Annotated in this window: 15 protein-coding genes; 7 read left to right on the top strand and 8 right to left on the bottom strand. The window is 65.4% G+C overall.

Translation table 11 applies throughout. The features are described 5' to 3' along the window. Positions 1–40 precede the first annotated feature (40 nt). From ACWPWT_RS14045 to ACWPWT_RS14035, 3 genes are all read left to right on the top strand, one after another. Complete coding sequence (locus tag ACWPWT_RS14045; RefSeq protein ID WP_454280188.1) at positions 41–2,782, top strand: TonB-dependent receptor; 2,742 nt, start codon at positions 41–43, stop codon at positions 2,780–2,782. Positions 2,783–2,861: 79 nt separating this feature from the next. Continuing rightward, the gene (locus ACWPWT_RS14040; RefSeq protein ID WP_454280187.1) at positions 2,862–5,144 is read left to right on the top strand and encodes an alpha-N-acetylglucosaminidase; all 2,283 of its coding nucleotides are present in this window, start codon (positions 2,862–2,864) and stop codon (positions 5,142–5,144) included. Continuing rightward, a complete protein-coding gene (locus ACWPWT_RS14035; RefSeq protein ID WP_454280186.1) occupies positions 5,141–6,283 on the top strand; it encodes an acyltransferase family protein in 1,143 nt (380 codons plus the stop codon). The genes ACWPWT_RS14040 and ACWPWT_RS14035 overlap by 4 nt, the downstream gene beginning before the upstream one ends. A 6-nt stretch (positions 6,284–6,289) precedes the next feature. Here ACWPWT_RS14035 and ACWPWT_RS14030 read toward each other — a convergent pair whose 3' ends face one another. The 3 genes from ACWPWT_RS14030 to ACWPWT_RS14020 form a co-directional block, all read right to left on the bottom strand. Then, entirely contained in the window at positions 6,290–9,085 is a 2,796-nt protein-coding gene (locus ACWPWT_RS14030; protein ID WP_454280185.1) for a glycosyl hydrolase 115 family protein, read from the bottom strand. Positions 9,086–9,168: 83 nt separating this feature from the next. Next, positions 9,169–10,359: a sensor histidine kinase gene (locus ACWPWT_RS14025; RefSeq protein ID WP_454280184.1), complete on the bottom strand. Its 1,191-nt coding sequence runs from the start codon at positions 10,357–10,359 to the stop codon at positions 9,169–9,171. Beyond that, positions 10,349–11,593: a sigma-54-dependent transcriptional regulator gene (locus ACWPWT_RS14020; protein WP_454280183.1), complete on the bottom strand. Its 1,245-nt coding sequence runs from the start codon at positions 11,591–11,593 to the stop codon at positions 10,349–10,351. The genes ACWPWT_RS14025 and ACWPWT_RS14020 overlap by 11 nt, the downstream gene beginning before the upstream one ends. Positions 11,594–11,761: 168 nt before the next feature. On the opposite strand from ACWPWT_RS14020, the gene ACWPWT_RS14015 reads away from it, so the two are divergent. The 4 genes from ACWPWT_RS14015 to ACWPWT_RS14000 are packed head-to-tail and all read left to right on the top strand — an operon-like array spanning position 11,762 to position 16,275. Beyond that, positions 11,762–13,009 (top strand): efflux RND transporter periplasmic adaptor subunit, encoded by a 1,248-nt coding sequence (locus ACWPWT_RS14015; protein ID WP_454280182.1) that lies wholly within the window; start codon positions 11,762–11,764, stop codon positions 13,007–13,009. 8 nt (positions 13,010–13,017) lie between these two features. Continuing rightward, the gene (locus ACWPWT_RS14010) at positions 13,018–13,698 is read left to right on the top strand and encodes an ABC transporter ATP-binding protein (protein WP_261270493.1); all 681 of its coding nucleotides are present in this window, start codon (positions 13,018–13,020) and stop codon (positions 13,696–13,698) included. Beyond that, positions 13,695–13,817, top strand: a complete 123-nt coding sequence (locus ACWPWT_RS14005; RefSeq protein ID WP_454280181.1) for a hypothetical protein — start codon at positions 13,695–13,697, stop codon at positions 13,815–13,817. The genes ACWPWT_RS14010 and ACWPWT_RS14005 overlap by 4 nt, the downstream gene beginning before the upstream one ends. Before the next feature lie 13 nt (positions 13,818–13,830). Beyond that, positions 13,831–16,275 (top strand): FtsX-like permease family protein, encoded by a 2,445-nt coding sequence (locus tag ACWPWT_RS14000; protein ID WP_454280180.1) that lies wholly within the window; start codon positions 13,831–13,833, stop codon positions 16,273–16,275. Positions 16,276–16,342: 67 nt separating this feature from the next. Here the strand turns inward: ACWPWT_RS14000 and ACWPWT_RS13995 are convergent, their stop codons facing one another. From ACWPWT_RS13995 to ACWPWT_RS13975, 5 genes are all read right to left on the bottom strand, one after another. Continuing rightward, on the bottom strand, positions 16,343–17,887 hold the full coding sequence (locus ACWPWT_RS13995) for a glycoside hydrolase family 27 protein (protein WP_454280179.1): 1,545 nt from the start codon (positions 17,885–17,887) through the stop codon (positions 16,343–16,345). After that, positions 17,887–18,822 (bottom strand): glycoside hydrolase, encoded by a 936-nt coding sequence (locus ACWPWT_RS13990; RefSeq protein ID WP_454280178.1) that lies wholly within the window; start codon positions 18,820–18,822, stop codon positions 17,887–17,889. Before ACWPWT_RS13990 ends, ACWPWT_RS13995 begins: the two co-directional genes overlap by 1 nt. A 602-nt stretch (positions 18,823–19,424) precedes the next feature. Further along, on the bottom strand, positions 19,425–19,934 hold the full coding sequence (locus ACWPWT_RS13985) for a RidA family protein (RefSeq protein WP_454280177.1): 510 nt from the start codon (positions 19,932–19,934) through the stop codon (positions 19,425–19,427). Positions 19,935–19,994: 60 nt separating this feature from the next. After that, positions 19,995–22,472 (bottom strand): TonB-dependent receptor plug domain-containing protein, encoded by a 2,478-nt coding sequence (locus tag ACWPWT_RS13980; RefSeq protein ID WP_454280176.1) that lies wholly within the window; start codon positions 22,470–22,472, stop codon positions 19,995–19,997. A gap of 551 nt (positions 22,473–23,023) precedes the next feature. Continuing rightward, entirely contained in the window at positions 23,024–24,619 is a 1,596-nt protein-coding gene (locus tag ACWPWT_RS13975; protein ID WP_454280175.1) for a flavin monoamine oxidase family protein, read from the bottom strand. Positions 24,620–24,795: the final 176 nt, after the last annotated feature.

Below are 24,795 nucleotides of genomic sequence, written 5' to 3'. Positions count from 1 at the left end.
GGCGCCTTATGTCGGCGCCGGGCGAATTGGGGGGAAGATCATGACTATTTCGCAGCGAAACGACGAACGACGCCTGACGCGCACGGCCTTGCTTCATACGGTGGCCTGGATGGCAGCGGTGGCAGGGGCCACCCCGGCCTTGGCGCAAACCGCACCCGCCGCCGATGCGGCACAGGCGGCACCCGACGCGGCAGCCGATGCGAGCCAGGGTGAAATCACCGTCACCGGTTTCCGTCAAAGCCTGGCCTCCGCCCTTGCCGCGAAGCGCAAGGATATACGGGTCAGCGACGGCATTTCCGCCGAGGACATCGGCAAGTTTCCCGCCCAGAACATCACCGAATCCATCCAGCGCATCTCCGGCGTGCAGATGCAGAATATCAACGGGCGCGGCGCGACGATCAGCATCCGGGGCCTGGGCCCGCAATATGCCCTGACCACGATCAACGGCCAGACGTTCAAGAGCGCCGATTTCACCGACGGCTTCCGCTACGACATCATCCAGACCGAACTCGCCAATGCGGTTCAGGTCATCAAGTCGCCGACCGCTGACATGGACAGCGGCGGCCTGTCCGGCACGGTCAACATCAACACGCTCAAGCCACTCGACTATGCGACGCGCAAAGTGGTGCTGTCGGCCAAGGCACAGAATTCGGAATATGCGGGGCGCACGATCACTCCGAAGTTCGGTGCCAGCTATGTCGACCAGTTCGCGGGCGGGACGCTCGGCGTCTATCTGAACGTCGGCTACCAGAAGCTGAAGGACCGCGCCGACTATCTGTTCCAGGATCGCTGGGCGACGCAGAGCATCAACGGTGCGACGATCGCCGTACCGCGCCGTCCCCGCTATCGCCGCATCGACCGTTCGATCGACCAGATCATGGGTAGCGGCGGGGTACAGTGGCGTCCCAACGATCAGTGGGAGGTGGACGCCAACGCCATCTATGCGCGCGACGATACGCGTTATGACGTCAACCAACAGGTGTTTTTGTTCAACACCGCGCGGTTGACCGCCGCCAGCATCGCCAATGGCGCGTCGATGGTCACCACAGCGACCAACTTCACCCTGGAAAATAACCGCCAGGAGGAAAGCCGCAAACTGTCGAGCCAGGGCTATACGCTGAGCGCCAAGTGGAAGGGCGAGGATGGCTGGACCGCGCGCGCCGTCGGCAATTTCACGCGGGGTCATGCCTATTCGCGCGAGGACGCCGCCATCCTGGGCGTCACCATTCCATCGGCGACGCTCGACATCACCGATCCGTTCAACGTCAAATATAGTGTCGCGGCGAATCTGAGCGATCCGTCGCTCTACAATCGCTCGACGCTGGTGCGGAACGAGTTTCCGGTGGGCGCGACGCGGAACACGACCGGCAAGGAAGTCTCCGGTCAGGGCGATGTGACGAAGGACGTAGCGCTGGGCCCCATCTCGCAATTCGCGGTGGGCGCGAAATACCGGCATGAAAGTTTCGTGCGCAATGTCGGTCGCCACGATCTGGCCTCGCTCGCCAACCGGCCCGGTGCGACTGCGACCGTCTTCCCCGCGCTATCGAGCAGCGGCTACGGGGTCGGCGGCTTCCTCGACGGCATGGGCGGCATCCCGACCGCCTGGATCGCGCCCGACATTGGCGCGTACAAACAGGCCCTGGCTGCGGCCGGGATCAGCGTCCCCGACCTGCCCGCACCGGAGTCGAGCTACAGCGTCGATCGCTATATCCCGGCGGTCTATGCGATGGCGAATATTGAAACGACGCTGTTCAACGCGCCGTTGCGCGGCAATTTCGGCGTTCGCTACGAACACACCAAGCAGGTGGTGAAGGGCAATATCACCGCACCGCGCAGCGGGTCCTATACCAACGTCACCAACAAGATCGGCGATTACACCGCGCGCCAGGATTACCAGAACGTCCTGCCCAGCCTGAACCTGGTGCTGGAGCCCACGTCCAAGCTGCAACTGCGCTTCGCCGCCGCCAAGGTGCTGGTCCGCCCGATCCTGGACGCCAATACCTCGATGGCACAGACGACCTCCTCGGTGGCGAACACCTTCCCCGCCGGGACCAACACCGTCACCGTCGATCTGGGCCAGGCGGGGCTGAAGCCGCTGACCGCCGATCAGATCGATCTGGGTGCCGAGTGGTATTACGGCACCGCCAGCGCGATTTCGGTCAACGGCTTCTACAAATGGGTGAAGAACGGCACCTTCTCCTCGCTGGTCTGTCCGGCGTCGTTCCGGGGGACCGCGCTGAGCCGCGCGTCGAGCGGCGACTGCGTCGATGCCTCGGGCAATATCTACAACGTCACCCAGACGTCGAACGACCCGCGCATCATTCGCATCCGCGGCGTCGAATTCAGCTGGAACCAGTCGCTGGACCGCATCCTGCCGGTCGATGGGTTCGGCTTCATGGCCAACTATACCCGTGTGATTCCGACCCAGGTGGCGATCGGTACCGGTTTCACGGTGCGCAACCTTTCGAAGAACACGGTCAACGTCACGCCCTATTGGGAAAACCGCCACTTCAGCCTGCGGTTGTCGGCCAATTATCGCAGTTCCTATGTCCAGAACGGGGCGGACAGCTTCTTCGCGACCGAAGGGCATACGGTACGCGGCCGGACCCAATTCGATCTGAGCGCGGGCTATACCCCCAATGAGACGCTGAGCTTCGCGGCGGGAATCATCAACCTGAACAACAGCCGCGAACAGGCCTATTACAACAACAATCCGGCGATCTGGCAGGAGACGAGCTTCTATGGTCGCTCCTTCTACCTGTCGGTGTCGACCCGGTTCTGATCGTTCCGGTCGAAGGGCAGATCGCCGTGCGGGTCGGTTCGCCCTTCCTTTTTGGGGATTTGCCAAGGACAATGCCGTGATGACCTCTCCCAAAGCGTTCGGCCTGATCGGCACTCTGTTCCTGGCCGCGCCCGTCGCCCATGCCCAGAGCGATCAGGGGCAGGCCGCGCGCGCCGCGCTTCAACGGCTGGGCGTGCCCGAGAGGCAGGTGACGGTGACGATCCAGCCGTCCGCCCAATCGCGCTATCGGGTCCGCGTCGATCACGACCGCCTGAACGTCGTGGCATCCTCGCCCGTCGCCGCGGTACGCGGTGCCGCCGCCAGCTTGCAGGCGCAGGGACGGCTGTCGGTCAGTTGGGAGGGGCGGCGCGTCGGCCCGATGACCCGGCTGGCGGCACAGGACAGCGGCTGGGTCCCCTCCCCCTTCGGCTTCCGAGCCTATCTCAACACCTGCACCTATGGCTACACCACGCCCTGGTGGAATTGGGCCCGCTGGGAACGCGAGATTGACGACATGGCGGTGCACGGCGTCGACATGCCGCTGGCCATGGAAGGGCAGGATTATGTCTGGCGCAAGCTGTGGCGCGAACAGGGCCTGAGCGAGGCGCAACTGGCGCAGCACTTCTCCGGCCCCGCCTTCCTGCCGTGGCAGCGCATGGGCAATATCGAGGGCTATCGCGCGCCGCTGCCGCAGGGGTGGATCGACAAGAAGCACGACCTGCAAAAGCGCATCCTGGCCCGGATGCGCGATCTGGGCATGACACCGATCCTGCCCGCCTTTGCCGGTTACGTCCCCAAGGCCTTTGCCGAGGCGCACCCCAAGGCGCGCATCTACAAGATGCGATCCTGGGAGGGGTTCGAGGGGACCTATTGGCTCGATCCATCCGACCCGCTGTTCGCGCCGCTCGCCAAGCGGTTCCTCGACCTCTACACCGCCGAATATGGGGCGGGGCAATATTATCTGGCCGATGCCTTTAACGAGATGGTGCCGCCCATCGCCGAGGATGGCAGCGACACCGCCCATGCCTCTTATGGCGACGCGACCGCCAACACCCCCGCGCTCGACGCCGCGACCAAGGCGGCCGCACTGCCCCGCGAAGTCCGCGACGCGCGGCTGGCGGCCTATGGCCAGCGGCTCTATGCCTCGATCGCGTCGGCTCGGCCCGATGCGACCTGGGTGATGCAGGGCTGGCTGTTCGGCGCGGACAAGAAATTCTGGTCGCCCGACGCCATCGCCGCTTTCCTGCGCGACGTGCCGGACAGCAAGATGCTGATCCTCGACATCGGCAATGATCGCTATCCCGGCATCTGGAAGACGACGAACGGCTTCGACGGCAAGAACTGGGTCTATGGCTATGTCCATAATTATGGCGGTAGCAACCCCGTCTATGGCGCGCCGGACTTTTACCGCCGCGACGTGGCGGCGCTGTTCGCGGACCCGTCGCGCGGGCATGTCCGCGGGTTCGGCATGTTTCCGGAAGGGCTGCACAATAACAGCCTGGTCTATGACTATGCCTATGACGTGGCCTGGCCGGGTAGCGACATGGCGCTCGCGCCGTGGCTGAGCCGCTACACTACCGCACGCTACGGGCGGAGTGATCCGGCGATGACGGCGGCGTGGCAGGACGTGGTCGCCGGGGCCTATGACGTTCGCTACTGGACGCCGCGCTGGTGGAACGAGCGGGCGGGTGCGTATCTGTTCTTCAAGCGCCCCGCCGCCGACGCGCCGACCTACCCGGCCGCGCCGGGCGACCGCGCGAAACTCCGCGCCGGGATCGCGGCGATGCTGAAGCTCGCGCCCGCGTACGGGGCAAGCCCGCTCTATCGCTACGATCTGGTCGACCTGACCCGCCATGCCGCCAGCCTCTCGCTGGACGACGCCGTCAAGGGCGCCGTCGCCGCGTATCAAAAGGGCGATGTCGTCGCCGGGGACCGGGAAACCGGGCGGGTCAAGGCGCTGGCGCTCGCCATCGACCATCTGATCGGCGGGCAGCAGGAGAGCCTCGCCAGTTGGATCGCGGATGCGCGGGCCTATGGCGACACGCCAGCCGAAAAGACCGCCTATGAACAAAATGCCAAGGCGCAGGTGACGATCTGGGGTGGCCGGGGCCATCTGGGCGATTATGCGTCCAAGGCCTGGGCAGGCATGTATGCCGATTATTATCTGCCGCGCTGGACCCGCTATCTGGCTGAGGCTCGCGCGGCGGCGCTGGCGAAGCGTCCGGTGGACGATGCAGCCTTTACTGCCAGGCTGCTCGATTGGGAAAAGGCCTGGGTCGCCGACCCCCGCGCCTATAGGGCGAGCCCGCCCGCCGATCCGGTGGCCGAGGCCCAGGCGCTGATGAGGGAGACCGCCCAATGACTGCCATCGGCGCGAGCAACGTGAACGCCAAGCCCGAGCGCTTCGCCTCGCTCGACATGTTCCGCGGCGCGACCATCTTCCTGATGATCGTGGTCAACACGGCGGGGGCGGGCGGTGCCTTTACCCAGTTGCAGCACGCGCCATGGATCGGCTTCACTCTGGCCGACCTGATCTATCCCAGTTTCCTGTTCGCGGTCGGCAATGCGATGAGCTTCGCGCTGACCCGCCCGATGGCCGAAAGCGTCTTTCTGCGCCGGGTCTTCAAGCGGGCGTCGCTGATCTTCCTGCTCGGCGTGCTGATGTACTGGTTTCCCTTCGTCACCCATCAGGCGGACGGAAGCTGGGTCGCCAAGCCCTTTGCCGACACGCGGCTGACCGGCGTGCTGCAACGCATCGCGCTCTGCTATCTGCTGGGGGCGCTGTGCGCGCGCTATCTGCGGCCGAGCCATTTGCTGCTGGTGGCGATCGGGCTGTGCGTCGCGCATTGGGCGATATTGGTGGGGCTCAGCCCGGTGGGCGAAGCGTTCGGACGGTACAGGAATGCGGGGACGCTGTTCGACCTGTGGCTGATCGGCCCCGATCATCTCTACCGTAAGGATCACGGCTTCGATCCCGAAGGACTGCTCGGCACGCTGCCCGCGACCGCCAATGTGATGGCGGGCTATCTGACCGGCCTGGCCATTCAGCGGTGGGGGAAACACACCGCGACCGTGGGGCGGCTGGCCGCGATCGGGGCGGGCCTGGTGCTGGTCGCACTGTTGCTCTCGCCCGTCCTGCCGATCGGCAAGAAGCTATGGACCGGATCGTTCGTCGCATTGACGGTCGGGATCGACCTGATCCTGCTCGGCGCGGTATTGTGGCTGGTCGAGGTTCGCGGCGTCCGCTTCGGGCGGTCCTTCCTTCAGATGCTGGGGCGCAATCCGCTGGCCATCTATCTGTTCTCCGAGATGCTCGTCGTCGCGCTCGAGCTGATCCACGTCCAGCCGGACACGGGGCTCTATAGCTGGATAGGCGAACATCTGTTCCAGGCGGTCGCGCCCGGCCCCATGGGCTCGCTGCTCTGCGCGCTAGCCTATACGCTGATCTGCTGCGCCTTCGGGCGGGAGCTGGACCGGCGGGGGATCATTCTGAAGGTCTGATCCCCCTTACGGAAGCGTCGCGTAAAGCGGTCGCGCGCCGTCCAGCACCAGTTCCACCCGGTCCAGCATCACACCCGGATCGAGCGGCACGATCGCCACCCGATGCTGCCCGGCCGCAAAGGTCTTGAGCGGCCATTCAGCAAGCGCGGTGTTGGTCAGCACATTGTGCCGCCACTGGTCGCTGCGCCCGGTGGTGGCGAAATCGACCACCTGCCATTCGCCATCGTCGATTCGCACCGCCGCCCGCAAGCCATGGGCCGGATCGCGCGGATGGCCGGGCAGACCGACGATACGCAGAACTGCCCCCGCCTCGGTCATGGTCGCGAAGCGCCAGGTCGCCGGCGTCCCCTCCCGCGCCGATCCGCGATGCGGCAGATCCAAGCGGGCTCGTAGCGCACCGTGCTGACTGCCCAGATCGGGAACCACCTCCCAATCCGCACCCTTCTCCGCGGCAAGGGCAGGCAGGATCACGCGCCGTTCGTCTTCGACGATCACGCCGGGTTGGACGGTCGGCGGGGTCAGGACGGCGGCGTGCACCGTCACCACCCCATCGCCACAGCGCAGGGTCAAGGGGCCAACCGGCCCCTTCCCGTCATAGCGCAGCGTCAACCGCTGCTCATGGCCCCCCTTTTCGTCCAGCGTCCCGCCGCTTTGCGACAGGGTCAGCCCGGCGGGGACGTCCTTCACGCTCCACGCGGTCGTGACGGGTTGATGGGTGTAGAGCGTCATCGGCCGGGTCGCCGCGACCCCATGGGTAAAGGTCAGGACATTCTCATCGGCGATCCACGCGCCCCACAGGCCGGCGTCGCAGCCCTGCTGCGTCGAGGACTGCCATTTCGGCCACATCGGTTCGGCAAAGACCGGCAGGCGACGTGGGGCCTGGTCCATCATCCCCCGCCACTTGCCCCCGGCCAACCCGTTATAGCCATCGGTTTCGGCATCGATCCGCTTCTGCGCCGCGCGGGCCCGATCGACATAGGCATTGGCGCTCGCCCGCTGATCCCGCGCGTACAGCCCGGCCAGATCGAGCGACAGGATACGATCGTTGAGCGCGGCCGCGCCATCGACCGGATATCGCACCAGCTCGAAGTAGGCGTCCTGTCGATCCTTGGGCAGCCGCGCGCCGATCGCCGCCGCCTGCGTCATCAACTGACGATAGGCCGCAAGCCTCGCCTGCGCCTCTTCGCCATCCGACTGGACATAGGCGCCGGGGCGATTGGGCGTGACCCATTCGGTTTCGCCAAAACCCATGAATTCGGGCTTTCGCGGCCATGCAAGATCGTAAAAGCGCATCATCACATCGGCGATCGCACCGGCTTCGGCCTCCCCGAACTGCTCGGCCATGAAGCCGCGCAGATGCTCGCGCGGCGACCGATCGAGCAGCCGTGCGTCGAAGGCGAGGTCGAGGAAATATTGCGACAGATATTCGATCGGCTTGATGTCGCCGACATTGACCACCCAGATGCGCCGCGCGTCGGTCGCCCAGGCGCGGCCCATCTCCTCGCGGATCAGTGCGGGATGGGTGGTGCCCAGCCACAGATAGTCGTGCGGCCGCCCCCAATAGGACAGGTGATAGTAAACCCCCGCCCCGCCCGGCCTTTTCTGCTCCTCCGGCGTGCTCAGCCGCCGCAGATAACCGTAATTGTCGTCGGTCCACATCACGGTGACATCGCCGGGCAGGGTCAGCCCGGCGTCATAGGCCTCCTGCAACTCGTGATAGGCGACATAGAGTTGCGGCACCTCTGCCGCCGGTTTCCCCAGCGTCTGCGCCAGCAATCCGCGTTGCCGACCGACCACATCCTCCAGGATGCTGCGCCGTGCCGCCGTCGTCGTCACGCCCTGCATCGGGCCGTCATGCAGGCCGCGCAGGCCGACCGTATAGAATGCCTCCTGCCCCTTGGTCTCCCCCACCCGCTCGCGCCAGTAATCGAGGATCGCCTGGGGTCGCCGGGTGAAGTCGAAGCCGCCCCGCTTCCCCTCGTCCCATTCGCGCAGATTGTTGCGGAGCATCGGCTCGGCATGTGAGCTGCCCACCACGATGGCATAACGGCGGGCGAGCGGCGCATTGCCCGGATCGCCGAAAAAGGGCGTCGAGACCGAATGCATGGCGGGCCAGATCGTATTGGCCTTCAACCGCCACATCAGCTCGAACACGCGGGCATAGGTCTTGGGGCCGATATTGCCCTTCACGGGGTCAAAGGTCTTGGCAGCCCAGGGTTGCAGGCCCCAATCCTCGTCGTTCAGGAAGATGCCGCGATAACGGACGGACGGCTCTCGCGAGACGATGACCGTATCGTCGACGGCGATCCTGTCGCGATGGCGTGGCGTCACGTCGGCCCACCATTCCCATGGCGAAACGCCCAGCGCCCGCGACAGGTCGGTGACGCCATATGCCGTCCCACGCGCATCCGATCCGGCAATGAGCAGATACCGCCGCCCCGCCAGCGTGAAGCCGGCGCGAACATAGCGTTCCCAGCCCCCCTTCATCGCGGACAGATCGATCCCGCCCTGCCGGGCGAGTGCCTGGACCAGCGGCGAAGCGGCGGACCCGATGACGATACAGGTCTGCGCGCACGCCTTCTCCTCGGCAACGATGGCCGCCGGTCGCCCACCCAGGCTGGACAGGTCGCGCGACAGGAGTTCGGCCGCCAGGCGGGTGGTCCCCTCACCATCCTCGACCGCCAGCAGGCCAGCCCGGCCAAGGTCCAGCTCGGCGGCATAGGCAGAGCCGCTGGCAAGCGCGAGGGCAGCGCATGATCCCGCCAGCATCGCCGCGAGCCGCTTGCCTGTTCCACCCGCCATGTCCCGCCCCCTTACGATGTCGGACTGGAGATTAACCGGCGCCCCTAATCTGTAAAGGACATATGCCTGACCAATCTAAGGCCTTATGAGACATGAATCATCGGCAGGACGGCGGCGAAGCTGGTCCCGTTCGTGTCCGACCCCATCAGACGCACATCGCCGCCATGGCCGCGAAAGATCTGGCGCGCCAGGGCCAGCCCCACGCCGCTGCCCGAAGCCTTGGTGGTCATGAAGGGGTGGAAGATCGCCTCCACCAGGTCCGGCGCGATGATCGCCCCACGATTGTGGATCGTGACGGTCATTGCGTCCATATTCGCCGTCAGGGTCACCGCAACCGTCGCGTCCGTCCGTGCCTCGCTCGCCTCCGCCGCATTCTGCAACAATGCCCAGAGCGCCGCCGTCAGTTGATCGGCATCCGCCATCAGTACGGGCGGTGCGGAAGCATCATTCAGGACAAAGCGAATGTCCGGCCAGCGCACCCGGAACAGCCGCGCCAGATCGTCCATCACATCGCGCGTCACGATCCGCCGCCGATCGGGCGCGGGCAGTCGCGCCAGGCTGCGATAGGCATCGCCGAACCGCTGCAACCCGCTCGCCCGGCGTGCGACCGTCGTCACCGCCTCGCGAACCGCGGCGACGTCAAGCGGCGCATCCTCCAGCAGCGCCGCCGCCGTCTCCGCCAGCGAGGCGATGGGTGTCAGCGCGTTGACGATCTCATGGCTCAGCACCTGCACCAATTCGCGCAGCGCGGCGGCCTCCGCCGCCTTGATCTCCGCTCCGATGTCGATCAGCGCCCCCACCTGCGCCACGCCGCCACCCGACAGCAACTCTCCGGCGGCGAGCGCGAAGGTGCGCGGGCTCCCTGCATCGTCCAGCGTCACCGTCGCCGTCCGCCCCGGCGGCGTCTGGGTCAGGGCGTCCAGCAAGGCGGGCGGCGGCTGTGCGACCACCGCGTCGGTCAGGAATAGCCGCCGCGCCGCGCGGTTCACGGCGGTCAGCGCCCCTCCCTCGCGGACGATCAAGGGGGCCGGCGACAGGTCGAGATAGGCGAGCAGCCGCCGTCTCTCGTCCTGATCCGCGACGGGCGGCGGCGGAGGCGGCGGCAGGATGGCGGGGCGCGTGGCGAAGAATTCGACTCCCCCGGTCCAGGCTACGACCAGCAACGCCAGCGCCGTATTGGCATAGAGCCCGTCATGCGCACTCCACGACGCCGCCGCACCCGCCCCCGCGACGACCAGCGTCCGCAGCGCCGCCGCCAGACGGTCAGAGGCCATAGCGGGCCATCCGGCGATAGAGCGCGGCGCGGGTCAGCCCCAGCTCGGCGGCGGCCCGGCTGACGTTGAAGCCGTGCCGCTTCAGGGCGGCGGACACCAAGGCCTCCTCGCTTCGCGACAGGTTCAGATCGTCGGCGATCGCGCGCGGGATCAGGTCATCGGGCGGCAGGCTCAGGGCGAAGTCGGCCACGTCATGCACCTCGCCCTGCCCCAACAAGACCGCACGCTCCGCCGCCTGACGAAGGCCGCGCACATTGTCGGGCCAGCTATCGGCGGCAATGGCGCGCTCCGCTTCTGCGGTCAGAAGGCGGAGCGGCCTGGCATAGCGCGCCGCGAACACCGCCAGGAAATGCCGCGCGAGCAATACCGCATCCCCCGGCCGTGCCGTCAACGGCGGCAGATCGAGTTCGATCGTGTTGATCCGATAGAGCAGATCCTCGTGCAACGCCGCGCGCAGTCCACCGCGATCGAGCCGACTGGTCGCGATCAGGCGGATGCCACCGCTTTCGCGCGCCAACAGGGGTTGAAGCGCCGGGGCGAGTCGGTCGATCTGGTCGACGATCAGCGTCGCCTCCGCCGCTTCCGCCAGGCGCGCGGACAGCATCGCGCCATCCGCCGCGCCCGCGTCCAGCGTCACCAGGGCCCGGTCGGCGCGCCCCGACCCGCCATGCGCCAGGGTCGCCGCCAGCGTCTTGCCGGTTCCCGCCGCGCCGCGCAGCAGCAACGCCGCGTCGGTGGGCCCGATTCGCCCGATCAGGTCCCGCGCGGCGGCGATGACGGCGCTTTCGCCCAGCAGCAGCGGCACCTCGCCCCCCTGCGGCGCGGGCATCGCCTCCAGCTTGGCGCGGCGCAGCGCGACCCCGCGTTCCACCGTGGCGAGCAGGCGGGCATTGCTCCATGGCTTGATGACGAAATCCGCCGCACCGCCCCGCATCGCCTGCACCGCGACCTGGATGCCGCTATGCCCCGTCACCACGATCACGACCGCATGACGATCGGCGGCGATCAGCCGGTCGAGCAGCGCGAGCCCCTCTTCCCCGCTGGTCCGCCCGCGCGCGAAATTCAGATCGAGCAGGATCACATCGGCAGGCCGCTCGGCCAGTCGGACCCACGCGGCATCGGGATCGAGCGCGGTCGCCACCGTCATGCCGTGCCGGTCGAGCATCAACTGCGCCGCACGCCCGATATCGGCGTCGTCGTCGATCACGAGGATATGGGGTGATTCGGTTGACATCGCGACCTGCACTGTTCGTTTTCGAACACTTGCTAGAGCCGATGCCGAGGCCTTGACCAGAGGGCATCGGAAATCCATGCTTTGGTCGGCACTTAGGTCGATCGCGACTGTCCGGCCTACACTGTCCGCATGGTCGAAGCCTCCTCTTTCCCCATTCAAGGCTCGGCGATGGACCGGCCTGTCGAGCGCCCCGGCCGCCGGTTCCGCAAGCGCATCGCGCGCGCCGCGACGGCGGGCGGCATCGTTGTCGCCGGCCTGTCGATCTGGTGGTTCATGCCCGCCGCGAACAGCCTGACCGTCGATGCCCAGAGCATTCGGACCGGCACCGTCCAGCGTGCTTCCTTCCGCGATTTCGTACCGCTGCGCGCCGAGGTCACCCCGTTTCGCACCGTCTTCGTCACCGCCATATCGGGCGGATCGGTGGCGGCATTGCTGGCGGCCGATGGCGGTATCGTGGCCGCCGGGGCACCGCTGGCGCGGCTGTCCAACCCGTCGCTCGAACTCGACGTCGCCAGCCGCTCGGCGGGGATCATCGGCCAGTTGAGCACGAATAGCGGTGCGCGCCTGTCGGTGCAGCGCAGCCGCCAGGACAGCGCGCGCGACATTGCCGAGGCGCGCAACGCGCTGTCCAAGGCGCAGACGGCACTGCGGCAAAAGGCCGCGCTTTACGACAAGGGGTTTGTCACCAAGGCCGCGATCGACCCGTTGCAAGAGGAGGTCGCCTATCAGCAGAACCGGCTGAATGCGCTGCTGGGCGGACAGGCGCAGGCGGAAGCGACGCTGGCGGACCAGTCCGCCGGGATCGCCGCCACTACGCGCGAATTGCGCGACAGCCTGGCCATGGTCCGTGCCAGCCTCGACGCGCTAACCGTGCGTGCGCCGGTCGGCGGTCGGCTGACCGCCTTTACCATCCAGCCCGGACAGATGCTGAAGACGGGCGACCCGGTCGGCCAGATCGACTCCGAGGGCGAATGGAAGCTGGTCGCCGATGTCGACCAATTCTATCTCGGCCGCGTCCGCAACGGGCTCGCGGCGCGCGCCGATCTCGATGGCGCCAGCTATCCGCTGCACGTCATCAAGGTGCTGCCGCAGGTCAGCGAAGGCCGCTTCCGGGTCGAATTCGGTTTCGATCGCACGGTCCCCGCCGGGCTGAACCGCGGCCAGACACTGGACCTGCGGCTGATCCTCGGGGCCGATCGCTCCGCCACCGTCGCCCCCACCGGGGGCTGGCTGGATGCGGGCGGGAGCACCGCCTTCGTCATGGACGGCCAGGGCCGCGCGGTGCGGCGCGCCATCCAGACCGGCCGCCGCAACCCCGATCAAGTCGAGGTCACCGCCGGACTGTCTCCCGGCGAGCGCATCCTGACCTCGCCGCTCGCCGCCTACGCCCCCTACCAGACCCTCATCGTTCGATAGGACCCGCCATGATCCAGCTTCAGCACGTCAGCCGCACCTATGCCTCGGACGAGGTCGAGACGACCGCGCTCGGCGGCATCGACCTTCATGTCGAACCGGGTGAGTTCGTCGCGATCATGGGACCATCGGGCTGCGGCAAGTCGACGTTGCTCAACATCCTCGGCACGATCGACCGCCCCAGCGGCGGGCAATATCTGTTCGAGGGTCGGGATATAGCCCGCGCGCCCGAAGCCGAGTTGGCGCGATTGCGGCGCGATCGGCTGGGCTTCGTGTTCCAGAGCTTCAACCTGATCGACGAGTTGACCATCGCGGAGAATGTCGCACTCGGCCTCGCCTATCGCGCCATGTCCGCACGCGAAAAGCGCGAACGGATCGCGGCGGCAATGGACCGGGTCGGCATCGCCCATCGTCAGCGCCATCACCCCAACCAGCTCTCGGGCGGCCAGCAGCAGCGTGCCGCCATCGCCCGTGCCATCGTTGGCGAGCCGCGCCTGATCCTGGCGGACGAGCCGACCGGCAATCTCGACACCGCGAACGGTGCGCAGGTCATGGAAATCCTCCGGCAACTCAATGCGGAGGGCGCGACGATCGTCATGGTGACGCACAGCCCGGCCCATGCCGACATCGCAAGGCGGACCATCCATATGCTCGACGGGCATATCCTGGCCTCGGCCCGGTTGGCGGCATGACGGACGCGCCGCCATCGCGCGCGCGAGGCGACGGACTGGTCCTGTTGCTGCTGCTCCTCGTCCTGCTGCTGATGCTCCGCCATGCGGCCCGCCCCTTGTCATTCCGTTCCGCCGCCTGAAGGATTTCGCCTCATGTCTCTTTCGGCCTTCGCCCTCACTTCGGCTTTGTCCTCCGCCGCGACCAGCTTCCATCGTTCGCTGACGCGTCAACGGCTGTTCGCGATCCTCAACATCTGCGGGCTGGCGCTGGGTATCGCGACCTTCCTGGTGCTCTTCCTGTTCGTGCGGTTCGAGACGCAATATGGCCGCTGGGTTCCGGGCAGCGACACGCTGTGGACGATCAAGTCCGACGTCAACATTCCCGGCTTCGAACCCTTTCACAACAACGCGACCGCCGCCCCGCTGCTGTCGATGCTGCGCGGTGATTATCCCGAAGTCATCGGCACCCGCTTCTCCCCGGTCGACGCCAGCGTCCGCCAAGGCGTCGGAGCGGCCGCCGCCAAGGTCATCCAGGCCGATCCCAATTTCTTCCGAATTCTGCGCTATCCCGCCGTGGCAGGCGATCCGGGGCAAGCCCTGGCCCAGCCTCATTCAGCGGTCGTCACCCAAGAGCTGGCCAGTCGCTATTTCGGCGATGCCGCGACTGCGATCGGGCGCATCCTGACCGTGACGATCGAAGGAAAGACGGCAAACTATACGGTTACGGCCGTACTGCGTGATCTGCCCGCCGATACGGACTTCCGTGCGGCAATCTTCGTACCGATCGCGCCATTGGACCCCAAGGCCAATGACAGCTGGTCGTTTGGCGACAGCGTCTTCGTGCTGCGCTTCGCCAACGCCGCTGCTGCCCAGGCGATGCAGGCACAATTCCCAGCCTTCGTCCGTCGCCATCCCCTGCACGAGGTCATGCCGAACACCAAGATTTCTCTCAAACTGGTGCCGCTCCACGATCTTCACATGGCAGAGAAGTCGGCGGTGACGGTGGTCGGCACCCTGGGAGCGATCGGGCTGGTCACGTTGCTGATCGCCCTGGTCAATTACATCAACCTCGCGACGGCGCGGGCGGGCCTGCGCGCGCGGGAAGTGGCGATGCGCAAGGTACTGGGCGCTACGCGGGACAATCTGATCGTCCAGTTCCTGACCGAGTCGATCGCGGCGACGGCGCTGGCCGGTCTGCTGGGCCTGGCGCTGGCGGAGCTGGCATTGCCTTTGGTCAACGCGACCGGTGGGACCTCACTCGCCATCCATTATGGCGGCGCGCAGTCGATCCTGCCGCCCTTCCTTCTGCTGGTGATCGGTGCGGGGCTGATCGCGGGCGTCTATCCGGCGCTGGTCCTGTCACGGTTCCAGGCCGCCGCCGTCCTCGCCTCGGCCCGGTCGCCGGGGGGCGGACGCGGGGGTACGCGGGTCCGGCAAGCGCTCGTCGTGCTGCAGTTCGCGATCGCGATCGCCTTGGGAAGCGGCACGGCCGTTCTGGTCGCGCAGACCCGGCATGTGCGCAATGCGGATCTGGGCTTCGACCAGAAGGGCCTGATGCTGGTCCCCGCATTGGGTGACGATGCGCTCGATCCCGGTCGCAGGCGGCGCATCCTCGACGCCTTTTCACGCCTGCCCGGCGTGACGGCAGTGTCCTATGCCGGCTTCACCCCGGCCGGTGGCACCTACATGCTGCGAGCGCTGAAGGTCGAGGGGATGGCCGGCCCCGAAAAGCAATTGAGCTTCAGCACGATCGATGAAGGATTCCTGTCCTTGATGGGCGCGCGCTTCGTCGCCGGGCGTGATTTCGACCGGCGCTTCGCCGGCGACGACTCGACCGTGAAGGGACAGCCGCGCTCGACCCATTTCGGCAATGTCATCATGAACGAGGCCGCCGTACGGAAGTTCGGGCTGGGCCCCCCCGACAAGGCGGCCGGTAAGACCCTGTCCAACCAGGGCGGCAAGCGGATCCAGCTCGTCGGCGTGATCGCCGATCTGCGCTTCAACGGGCCGAAAGTGACCGATGACGCGATGATGTATCTGTTCCGCCCCGAACCCCAGGCAGACAGCACCGCCTTTGTCCGCTTCACCGGCAGTGCGACCGCCACCAGCGCCGCGATGGAACGGGTATGGCACGAGCTGGCCCCGAACGTCCCCTTCGATGCCAAGACGGTCGAACAGGCGCGATACGACACCTTTTTCCGCGAGGATGAACAACGGATGCGGCTGTTCACCATCGGCGCGGTGCTGGCCGCCGTCATCGCCTGTATCGGCCTTTATGGCCTGGCCTCGTTCGACACGGCGCGGCGGTTTCGCGAGATCGGCATTCGCAAGACCCTGGGAGCGTCGACCGGCGATGTTCTGCGGCTGCTGATCGGGCGGTTCCTGCGCCCAGTGATGCTCGCCACCTTGCTCGCCTGGCCGATCGCCTATTTCGCGATGCGCCAATGGCTGTCCGCCTTTGCCGACCGGATCGCGCTGTCGCCCGCCTTCTTCATCCTGTCCGGCGTCGCGGCCGTGGTGATCGCGACCGCTACGGTTTCCGCTCAGGCCTGGCGGGTCGCCCGCGCCGAGCCTGCACGCGCGCTGCGATACGAATGACGGGAGGATTTGGTAGGGGAGATGAAATCTTGATCGTCCTCCCTACCCTTTTTCGCGGAACCGCCGCTTACCGGCTGGCCATGACCGGTTCGACCCGCAACAGGACCACCCCATGCGGGGCGATCGTCAGGGCGCCACCGCCTTGGTCCAGATTGCGGTTCGCGAACAGGTCGCGCACCCGCACCGGGCCGACCAACCCACTATCGTCCGGCATCGACACGGCGTTCTGCGGGTCCGTCCTGCGGTTGAACATCGCGACGGCGACAGCGCCATCCGCCAGCCGCTTGCGCCAAATCTCCACCCCATCGGCGCGACGGACCCGTCGCCCCTGCTCGCCCAGGCGATCCTGATCGATCGCAATCAGCGTACGCATCGCCAACAGGTCGCGCGTCTCGTCAGTCATGCGGCGGAGGTCATGACCCATGATCAGCGGCGCCGCCTGCATCGCCCAGAGCGTCATATGGGTGCGATATTCGTCGCGGCTCATCCCGCCATTGCCGACCTCCAGCATGTCGGGATCGTTCCAGCCGCCCCGCCCCGCATGGGGGAAGCGTGGATTTCGCTCGAACCCGATGTCCGACATCGTCTTATAGTCGTCGGTGATGTCCCCGGTCGTCCGCCAGACATGGCCGCCGACCGACCGCCCCCAATTGGCGACGTCGAACCGGCCATATTCGCAAAGCGAGTAGAGGATGGGCCGGCCCGTCGCGCGCAGCGCCTGACCCATGGCAAGATAGGCCTGCTTCACCCCCTCCGCCGTGTCGTAGAACCATTCCCCCGAGCAAAGGTCATATTTGACATAGTCGACGCCCCAATCCGCAAAGGTGCGGGCGTCCTGTGCGACATGGCCGTAACTGCCTTCGTAACCGGCGCAGGTGCGCGGGCCAGGCGAGGTGTAGAGGCCGAGCTTCAATCCCTTCGCATGGACGTAATCGGCCAGCGCCTTCATGTCGGGAAAGCGCTCATTGGGCCGCAATACGCCGTCCGGCCCGCGCACTCCCTGCCAGCCATCGTCGATGTTCACATAGAGATAACCCGCATCGCGCAGGCCGCTGTCGACCAGAGCATCGGCCATCGCCTTGATCGTGCTGTCGTCGATCTTGTCGGCGAAGCGGTTCCAACTCGACCAGCCCATCGGCGGGGTTGCCGCCAGGTCATCGGGCGGCAGGGTCGCGAGGGGCGGCAGCGGTGCGGCGGGACGGAAGGTCAGCGTCCGCACGTCGCGGGGGGTGCCGCGCCGGCCATGTTGGGCGATGTCGCCATGCCAGATGCCGCCCTTCAGCAGCACGCCACCTGCCGGATCGAAGGTCGCGGTCCAATGCCGGGTCGGGCGATCGCGATCATTGATGTTGCGCGTGTCGAAATGGAGCGTGCGTCCATGGATGGCGACGTTGCGCATAGCGATGTCGCCATACCAGCGGCTGGTCAGTCTTCCTTTCAGCCCATGGCCGGTGCGATCCACCCGCATCATGGTGACGCCCGGATAGTCCGCCACTCGGTCGAATACCCAGGCCCCGGTCGGCCGGACCTCCGCCGTGGCCGCGATCGGGGCGAAAACCGCCAGCATGCCAAACAGGCAGGCGAGAATTCCGCGCCTATGGGTAGCTCGCATCAGCATATCTCCGCGGTCGATCGCGGCAGCGGACCGGACGGCACGCGCGCAGGGTGATTGTAAAAGCCATCCGCATCGAGATGATGCCGATCGCCATAGACTTCGGCGAGCAAAGCATAGAGCGCCGGGTCATAGGATCCGAGATCCTGGTGCGACAGGATACGCCGCCCGTCGATCACCGCGAGACGGTTGGAATTGAACCAGAATTGCGTCCCTTCCGCCCAATATTCGTCGGCGGTCGTCTCGGCATATTCGCCCTTCCACATCCCCTTGGCCTTCGCTTCCGCATAGCGGGCGTTGATGCGGGCGAAGAGGTCCGGATCGGCCTGGCCGATCCCCGCCATGATCTCATGCGAAAATTCGTGAACGAAGATATTTTCTCCGAAGTAGCGCGTCCCTGGCCGCGCAAGCAGATTTTCCTCGGCCCCGCTGGTCAACAGTCCGCCCATCCCCCGCGCACGACCATTCCAATAGGCACGGTCGCTCAGCCGCCCGATACGCTCGTCATAATGCTTGCGCTCGCAATAGGTGAGAACCGGGCTGTCGGGCCCCGGCTTCTTCCAATCGGCCTGTTCGGGAAGGTCCATCGTCCCTTCGGATTCGGCCATGATGGCGACCCGCGCACCGCTGGTCACCAGCGCGGCGCGAATGTCCGGGCGATGGGACAGCATCTGAACCGCGATGCTCCGCGCGCGCCGCAAGGCGGCGGGCGATACTTTGGCGGAGCCGGTGATCGGGATGCCGGCCGCACTGATATATTGGGTATAGAAGGGTGACAGCTGCAAAGTCGCCGGTGGCTTGGATATGGGATGCGTGCACCCCATGGTCCCGCAAATTAGCATCGCCCCGGTCGCGACGCGGCGGGTGGACCGGCGCATCGTGGCGAAAAAGCCCCGAGACTGCACTGCCAAGATCGACGGATAAAGACGTGACATGATCCCCCCTCCGCTTGATGCCACGATCAACGGCTTGGCGATTGTACGCGGCACGAGAAAGTCGGTACAATCCGCTTAAGTATTTCGTATACCAAAATTTGGAGGGAGTAAACCGTCGGGGTTCCATAATAACTGGCCCAAGCCTCACGCGCCAAGCGCCAAGCGCCAAGTCCCGCGCCTCGACGCCATTCGCACTCTTGCAATAGGGCGCTGACGGAACCCGCCAGCCTATCTGGACGAACACCGTAATCCCCTAAGCGAGGATAGGTTCTTCCGATCGTGCCGCGACAGGCCGCGTCGCCGGGACGATGCATGGCTAGGAACAGCCCTCCGGCAGGACTGCGGACCTTTTTTGCGACAGGAGGATTAGCCGGGATGTCAATCGGGCCTTACCCAGGGAGTATGGCTGTCCGCCTTCGGCAGCGGCGGCCAAATGGGGGCCAGCCGGTCGCCGACAGATCCGCCGACCAGATCATTTGGCGGGCAAGCGCCGAGATGTCGACGCCCGCCCCCTTTGCCAACTAGCGCTGCCCACGCCTGCCGATAGCGGCCAAGGTTCGTACCCCGTCATCCGCGCTCGAAAAGCGAGGCCAGGATGCCGCCTATTTGGCGGCCGTCACCTCGATCTCCACCAGAAAGGCCGGACCGGCCAGCGCGGCGACCTGGACCGTCGAGCGGGCGACGGTGTTGGGATTGTCCGCCGTGCCGAAGAACTGCTTGAAACCATCGTTCATGCCCGCGAAATCCATCTTCCCGCCCAGCTTGGGATCACCCGCGACGAACACGGTCATCTTGATGACGTCGGTCATCGCAAAGCCTCGCGCGGCGAGGATCGTCTTGATCTTGTGGAGGACACTGACGGTCTGGGTCTTGGTATCCCCGAAGTCCTCGATGGTCAGCTGCGCAGACGGTTTCTTGCTGGCGGGGTCGAGCGGTGAGGCCAGTTGGCCCGACAGATAGAGCATCGTCGCGCCGGGCTTTACCGTCACGCCCTGCAGGATCAGGCCGGGCGGCGTGTTGGGATGGCGGATGACGGACCCGGTTTGCGCCGAAGCGGCGGATGCCGTGGCCAATGCAAGGGCGGCGGCGGCGGCGAACAGACGAAGCGACATGGCGGATCCTTTCGGGAGGTCGTGACCGGCGGGCGCCTTTGGGACGCCCGCCGATGACTATCAGAAATTGATGTTCAAACGTGCGTAATAATAGCCGCCATTAATGCCATAGGGGCTGAAGGTCAGCGGGGCGTCCAGGACATTGCCGCCATTGACCAGTGTCTGGTTGGTGGTGCCGGGCACCAGCGGCACGGTCGGCGGGCGCTTGTTGAAGACGTTGTTGGCGCCCAGCGCGATCCCCAGATTGGGCGTGATGTCATAGTTGAACTCGACATCGCCGATGAACGTCGTGCCGATCTTCTGCTCATAGAAGGTGCCGCCATCCGGGCTGAGCTGCGCCGAGCTCTTGCCATAGACGGTGCCGCGGAGCGTCGTGGAGAATTTGCCGATGGTGTAGAGGACCGAGCTGATGACCTTCACGCGCGGCGAGGCGGTCTCGATATTCGACTGCGCGCCGAGGTTGAACAAGGGTATGACCTGGCCCGTGGCGGGGTTGGTCAGGGTAGAGGGCGCGGCGATCAGGCGGGTAAGCTTGGTTTCGTTGTAATTGCCCGAGATGGTCCAGTTCGCCCGGCCATAATCCCCAAAGTCGGACACATAGGTCAGCACCAGGTCCACGCCGCGCGTGCGCGTATCCGCGCCGTTGGTGAAGATGTTGATGCCGGTCTGGCTGACCGTGGGGTCGAGCACATTGCCGTTGGCGACGATCGCGCGGGTCACGACGGGGAAATTGACCGCGCCGCCACTGCCAAAGATCGAACCGGTGCCGAGGATGCGATCGCGGATACGGACCTGATAGGCATCGAGCGTGATGGTGAAGGCGCTCGTCGGACGGATGACCGTACCGAGCGAATAGTTGGTGGACTTTTCCGGCTTCAAATTCTGGAAGCCGATCAGCTTGGCCGCCGCCGAGTTGGCGGGGAGCTGGACGAAGGCCGCGGTCGGCGAGACGTTGGTCGCCGAATAATAGGATTCCGCCAGCGTCGGTGCGCGGAAACCGGTCGAGAGGGTGCCGCGAAGCGCAAAGGCGTCCGAGAAATCATAGCGCGCCGTCCCCTTGTAGATGAAGCGGCTGCCAAAGTCGGAATAATGTTCGTACCGGCCCGCGACATCGACCTTCAGTTGCTCGACCGGGTTGGCCGCGACATCGACGTAAAGCGACTTGCCGGTCCGCGCGTGTACGCCCGCGTCGGAGGGGCGGAAGCCCGGATAGGACTGGCCACCCTCCTTGTAGATCGAGCCGGGATCGCCCGATCCGATCTCATAGACGTTGCGGCGATATTCCCCACCGAAGGCCAGCGTGATCGGTGAGGCAAGCCCCGCCTCGATCTCGCGCCGGAAGTCGGCGTTGACGGTGAACTCGGTTGATTTGAACAGGCCGTTATAGAAGCTGGTCGGGGTGAAGCCGGTATCGGCATAGAGCGAGGCATTGGCGGAATCGATGGTGTAGACCAAGGCCTTGTCCTGCCCGAACGTCGTCGACAGGTCATAATGGAAACCGCCGGCGTCACCGCGCACGCCGCCGGTGAAAGCCATATCGTCCTCGCGAATCTTCTGGCGCGGGTTGAAACCGTTGGGCGGGTTGTCGCCATCGGGATCGAAATAGGTCGTGACGCCGTTGACCGTCCGCGACACGCGCGTCGGCACGCGGACATTCTGGTAAGCGCTTGCGATACGTTTGGAATAGGTGCCGAAGCTATAGACCTCGACATGGCCGAAGTCATAGGCGCTGTTATATTGCAAATTGGTCAGCGACGATTGGGCATCGCCGTTGATCCAGTTCACATAGGGAAATCCGGCCATCGACGGATAGAGTTGCCGTTGGATCGCATTCAGCGAGGGGCTCGACGTCGCGGTCAGCAGCTTGCCGTTGATGTCCGTCACACGGCGATCCAGCCCGCCGACCCGCGTGAAATCATGAAAGCGGTGGAAGCCGGTGACGTTGATAAAGCCGCTTTCTCCCAACTTCGTTGCCAGGTGGAGCGTGCCCGCCAGCGTGTCGCCGCCGACGCTATAGTTGCGGCCCGCCGTCACATAGCCGTCGCCGCCCTCGGCATCGTCCTTGAGGATGATATTGATGACGCCGGCGATCGCGTCGGAGCCATATTGCGCGGCAGCACCGTCCTCCAGCACTTCGATCCGCTTGATCGACGACGGGCTGATCAGGTCGAGATCGGCGGTCGCCGCACCCTGGAAAGGCCCACCGAGGACAGCCAGATTGGAGGTGCCGTGGCGTCGCTTCCCGTTTATCAGCACCAGCGCATGGTTCGGGCTGAGGCCGCGCAACCGGGCGGACAGGGTCAGGTTTGCGGTGTCGCCGCCAAAGGCCTGCGCCGTGAAGGACGGGACGAGTTGCGTCAGCACCTGGTTGAGGTTCGGCTGACCCACATGGCTTAGAGTTTCCTCGACCAGCACCTTGATCGGAGCGGCGCTTTCCGCTGCGGTCATTCCGGTCGCACGCGTGCCGGTGACGATGATATCGCCGCCCTCCTGGGGCGCCGGCGCCGAAGTCGGTTCGGGTAGAGTCGGCTCTGTCACTATAGTGGCCGATACTGGCAGCAATGATGGCGCTGCCTGTTGCGCATATGCGGGATTAGATAGAGACAAAAGATAGCACGCGGTCAATGCCATGTAAGACACGCCATCACGTCGAATCATAATAATCCCCCTTGTTATATGCAAACAAACAGGATCCTCACCCGAAAGGCGTTATTTTATTTTTTAATGTAATATTCTCCGTAACTCTTCTTTTTGCAGGCATCGATATTAAGGCATTCATGATTTTACGAAACGCCCGACGTGACAAGGCCCTATTTACACAAATTTCATGAATCGGGTTGCATGTCGTATTTATACAACATTCGTTTTGACTTTTGCGCAGAAGACCATTGCGCAAATCGGGCGCCTTCGAACCATTAAATATCGCGTTCCTATTACCTGCGGGACCCAACGGGCGGCATCTTTCCCTGCACGCCGTTCGGCCCCGGCGGGTCACAGACCTTGTGAGAAGCCTCCAGGCTCAGGCGGCGGGCCAGTCCGCCGATCCGGCGCTCCCCAATATTCCCCGGCGCTGGCCGTGCCGACCGCCATCAGGCTGCCCGTCGTGATCGCGGCGTGCCCTCGCTGGCAACCCGCCGCCCGAGTTCCGTGACCTGACGGCGGGCCGACTGGATACCGCCTTCCTGCCAACCGGGCGTCTGACTGAGTGCGGCACCAGCGAAATAGATGCGACCTTCGGGCTCCTGCAGAAAGCGGAACGCCGGCGTATCGATATGCCCTTCCTGCCGCCCATTGGCGCTGCCCGCATTCCAATCCGGCCATGGCCCGAGGCTGAACGGGATCTTGTGCCAGTTGACCGCCAGACCGTTGACACAGTCCCCGCCGTGCCCCGGATGCAAACGGTCGATCACACCCCGCGAAAAGGCGATCTGCTCCTCGATCGGCCGCTTCTCGAACTCGGCAGCCACGGGGCCGGAACTGTAACAGCCCAGGATCATGCCACGCTCGCTATGCAGACCTGCCGATGGGTACCAGACCAGGGTGGTCGGGCCGCCGACAAAGGATAGGCCGCCATAGATTTGCTCGCGCTCCCAGAAGCGCGGGCTTTCGAACGCCACCTTGTTCGAATAATCATATTTCACGCTCTCCACCATCTGCTTCAGGCGAGGCGAGAAATTGCTGTCGATCTTGGCGAGCACCGGGAAGGGAATGGTGCAGATCAGGTAATCGGCGGCGACCCGGCTCACCACGCCGCTGCGGCGGTCGCGATAGACGACCTCCACGCTCGCCGGTAGCTGGCGGATCTGGGTGACCTCCGCCCCCAACAGGGCGGGACGGCGCAGGTTCCGATCGAACCCGGCATGGATGCGATCCATACCGCCGACCGGTTCGAACATCGTCGCCTGCATATAGAGATTGTCTTCGAACAGCGTCATCGGCAACCGCTGATTGGCCAGCAATTGCTCCAGCGGCAGCGCCGTCGAGGGCGAAGCGAAGGTGACGCCCGCCCCCGGCGCGGTGCCGAAGCCGGACCGCTCCGTCCCCTTGAAGCTGTTGCTCGCGTCCAGATCGCCATAAGCCTTGAGGAACGGCATCAGCCGCTCGCGATCGACCGCGGTCAGTTCGCGATCGAGCGAGCCCTGGTTGATCGCCTTGGCCAGCAGTTCCGCGATGCGCCCGCGCATGTCGTTGATCGCGGTGCGCATCCGGATCTTCGTTCCGTCATCGCCCATGATATAGGCCGAGCGACTGGAATTGACCTCGACCTCCATGGGCACACCGAACCGCTTGGCATAGCCGAGGACCCCCTGATGGAAGCTTGGAATGCGGGCCGGTCCGGCATTGAAATAAATCCCGTCGGAGAAGCGAGCGGTCTGCGTCGTCTCGCCATTCATTTCGATCTTGTCGCCGTCACGCACCGTCCAGGCGCGGCCACCGACCCGGTCGCGTGCCTCCAAGAGGGTGACCAGAAAGCCCGCCTGCTCCAGTTCATAGGCGGCGGTCAGCCCCGCAATGCCGGCACCCAGGACCACGACATGGCGACCACGACCAACCTCTGTCGGCAGCGGCGCCCATTCCTCGGCATGGGCGATACCCGCCACACCAAGCGCCTGCATCGCCCCCAACATGGGACCGAGTCCCGCCAACATCCCCAGCTTACCCAATACCGCACGCCGTGTAGCCATTACCGCCCCGTCCCCCTTGGCTCGAATGCCGAACAGGATGACGGCGAAACGCCGTCACCACGCCAATCGGCATCCTCTTCCGCGTCAGGATCACAGGTCGCGAGGCGCAACCAAAAAGGGTTGCCGCGCAACTTTCGGCCACTCACTCCATCGGTGAGCGATTCGAAATGAAAACT

This window comes from Sphingomonas sp. Marseille-Q8236 (assembly GCF_965112005.1).
This window is presented reverse-complemented; position numbering and strand designations above follow the sequence as displayed.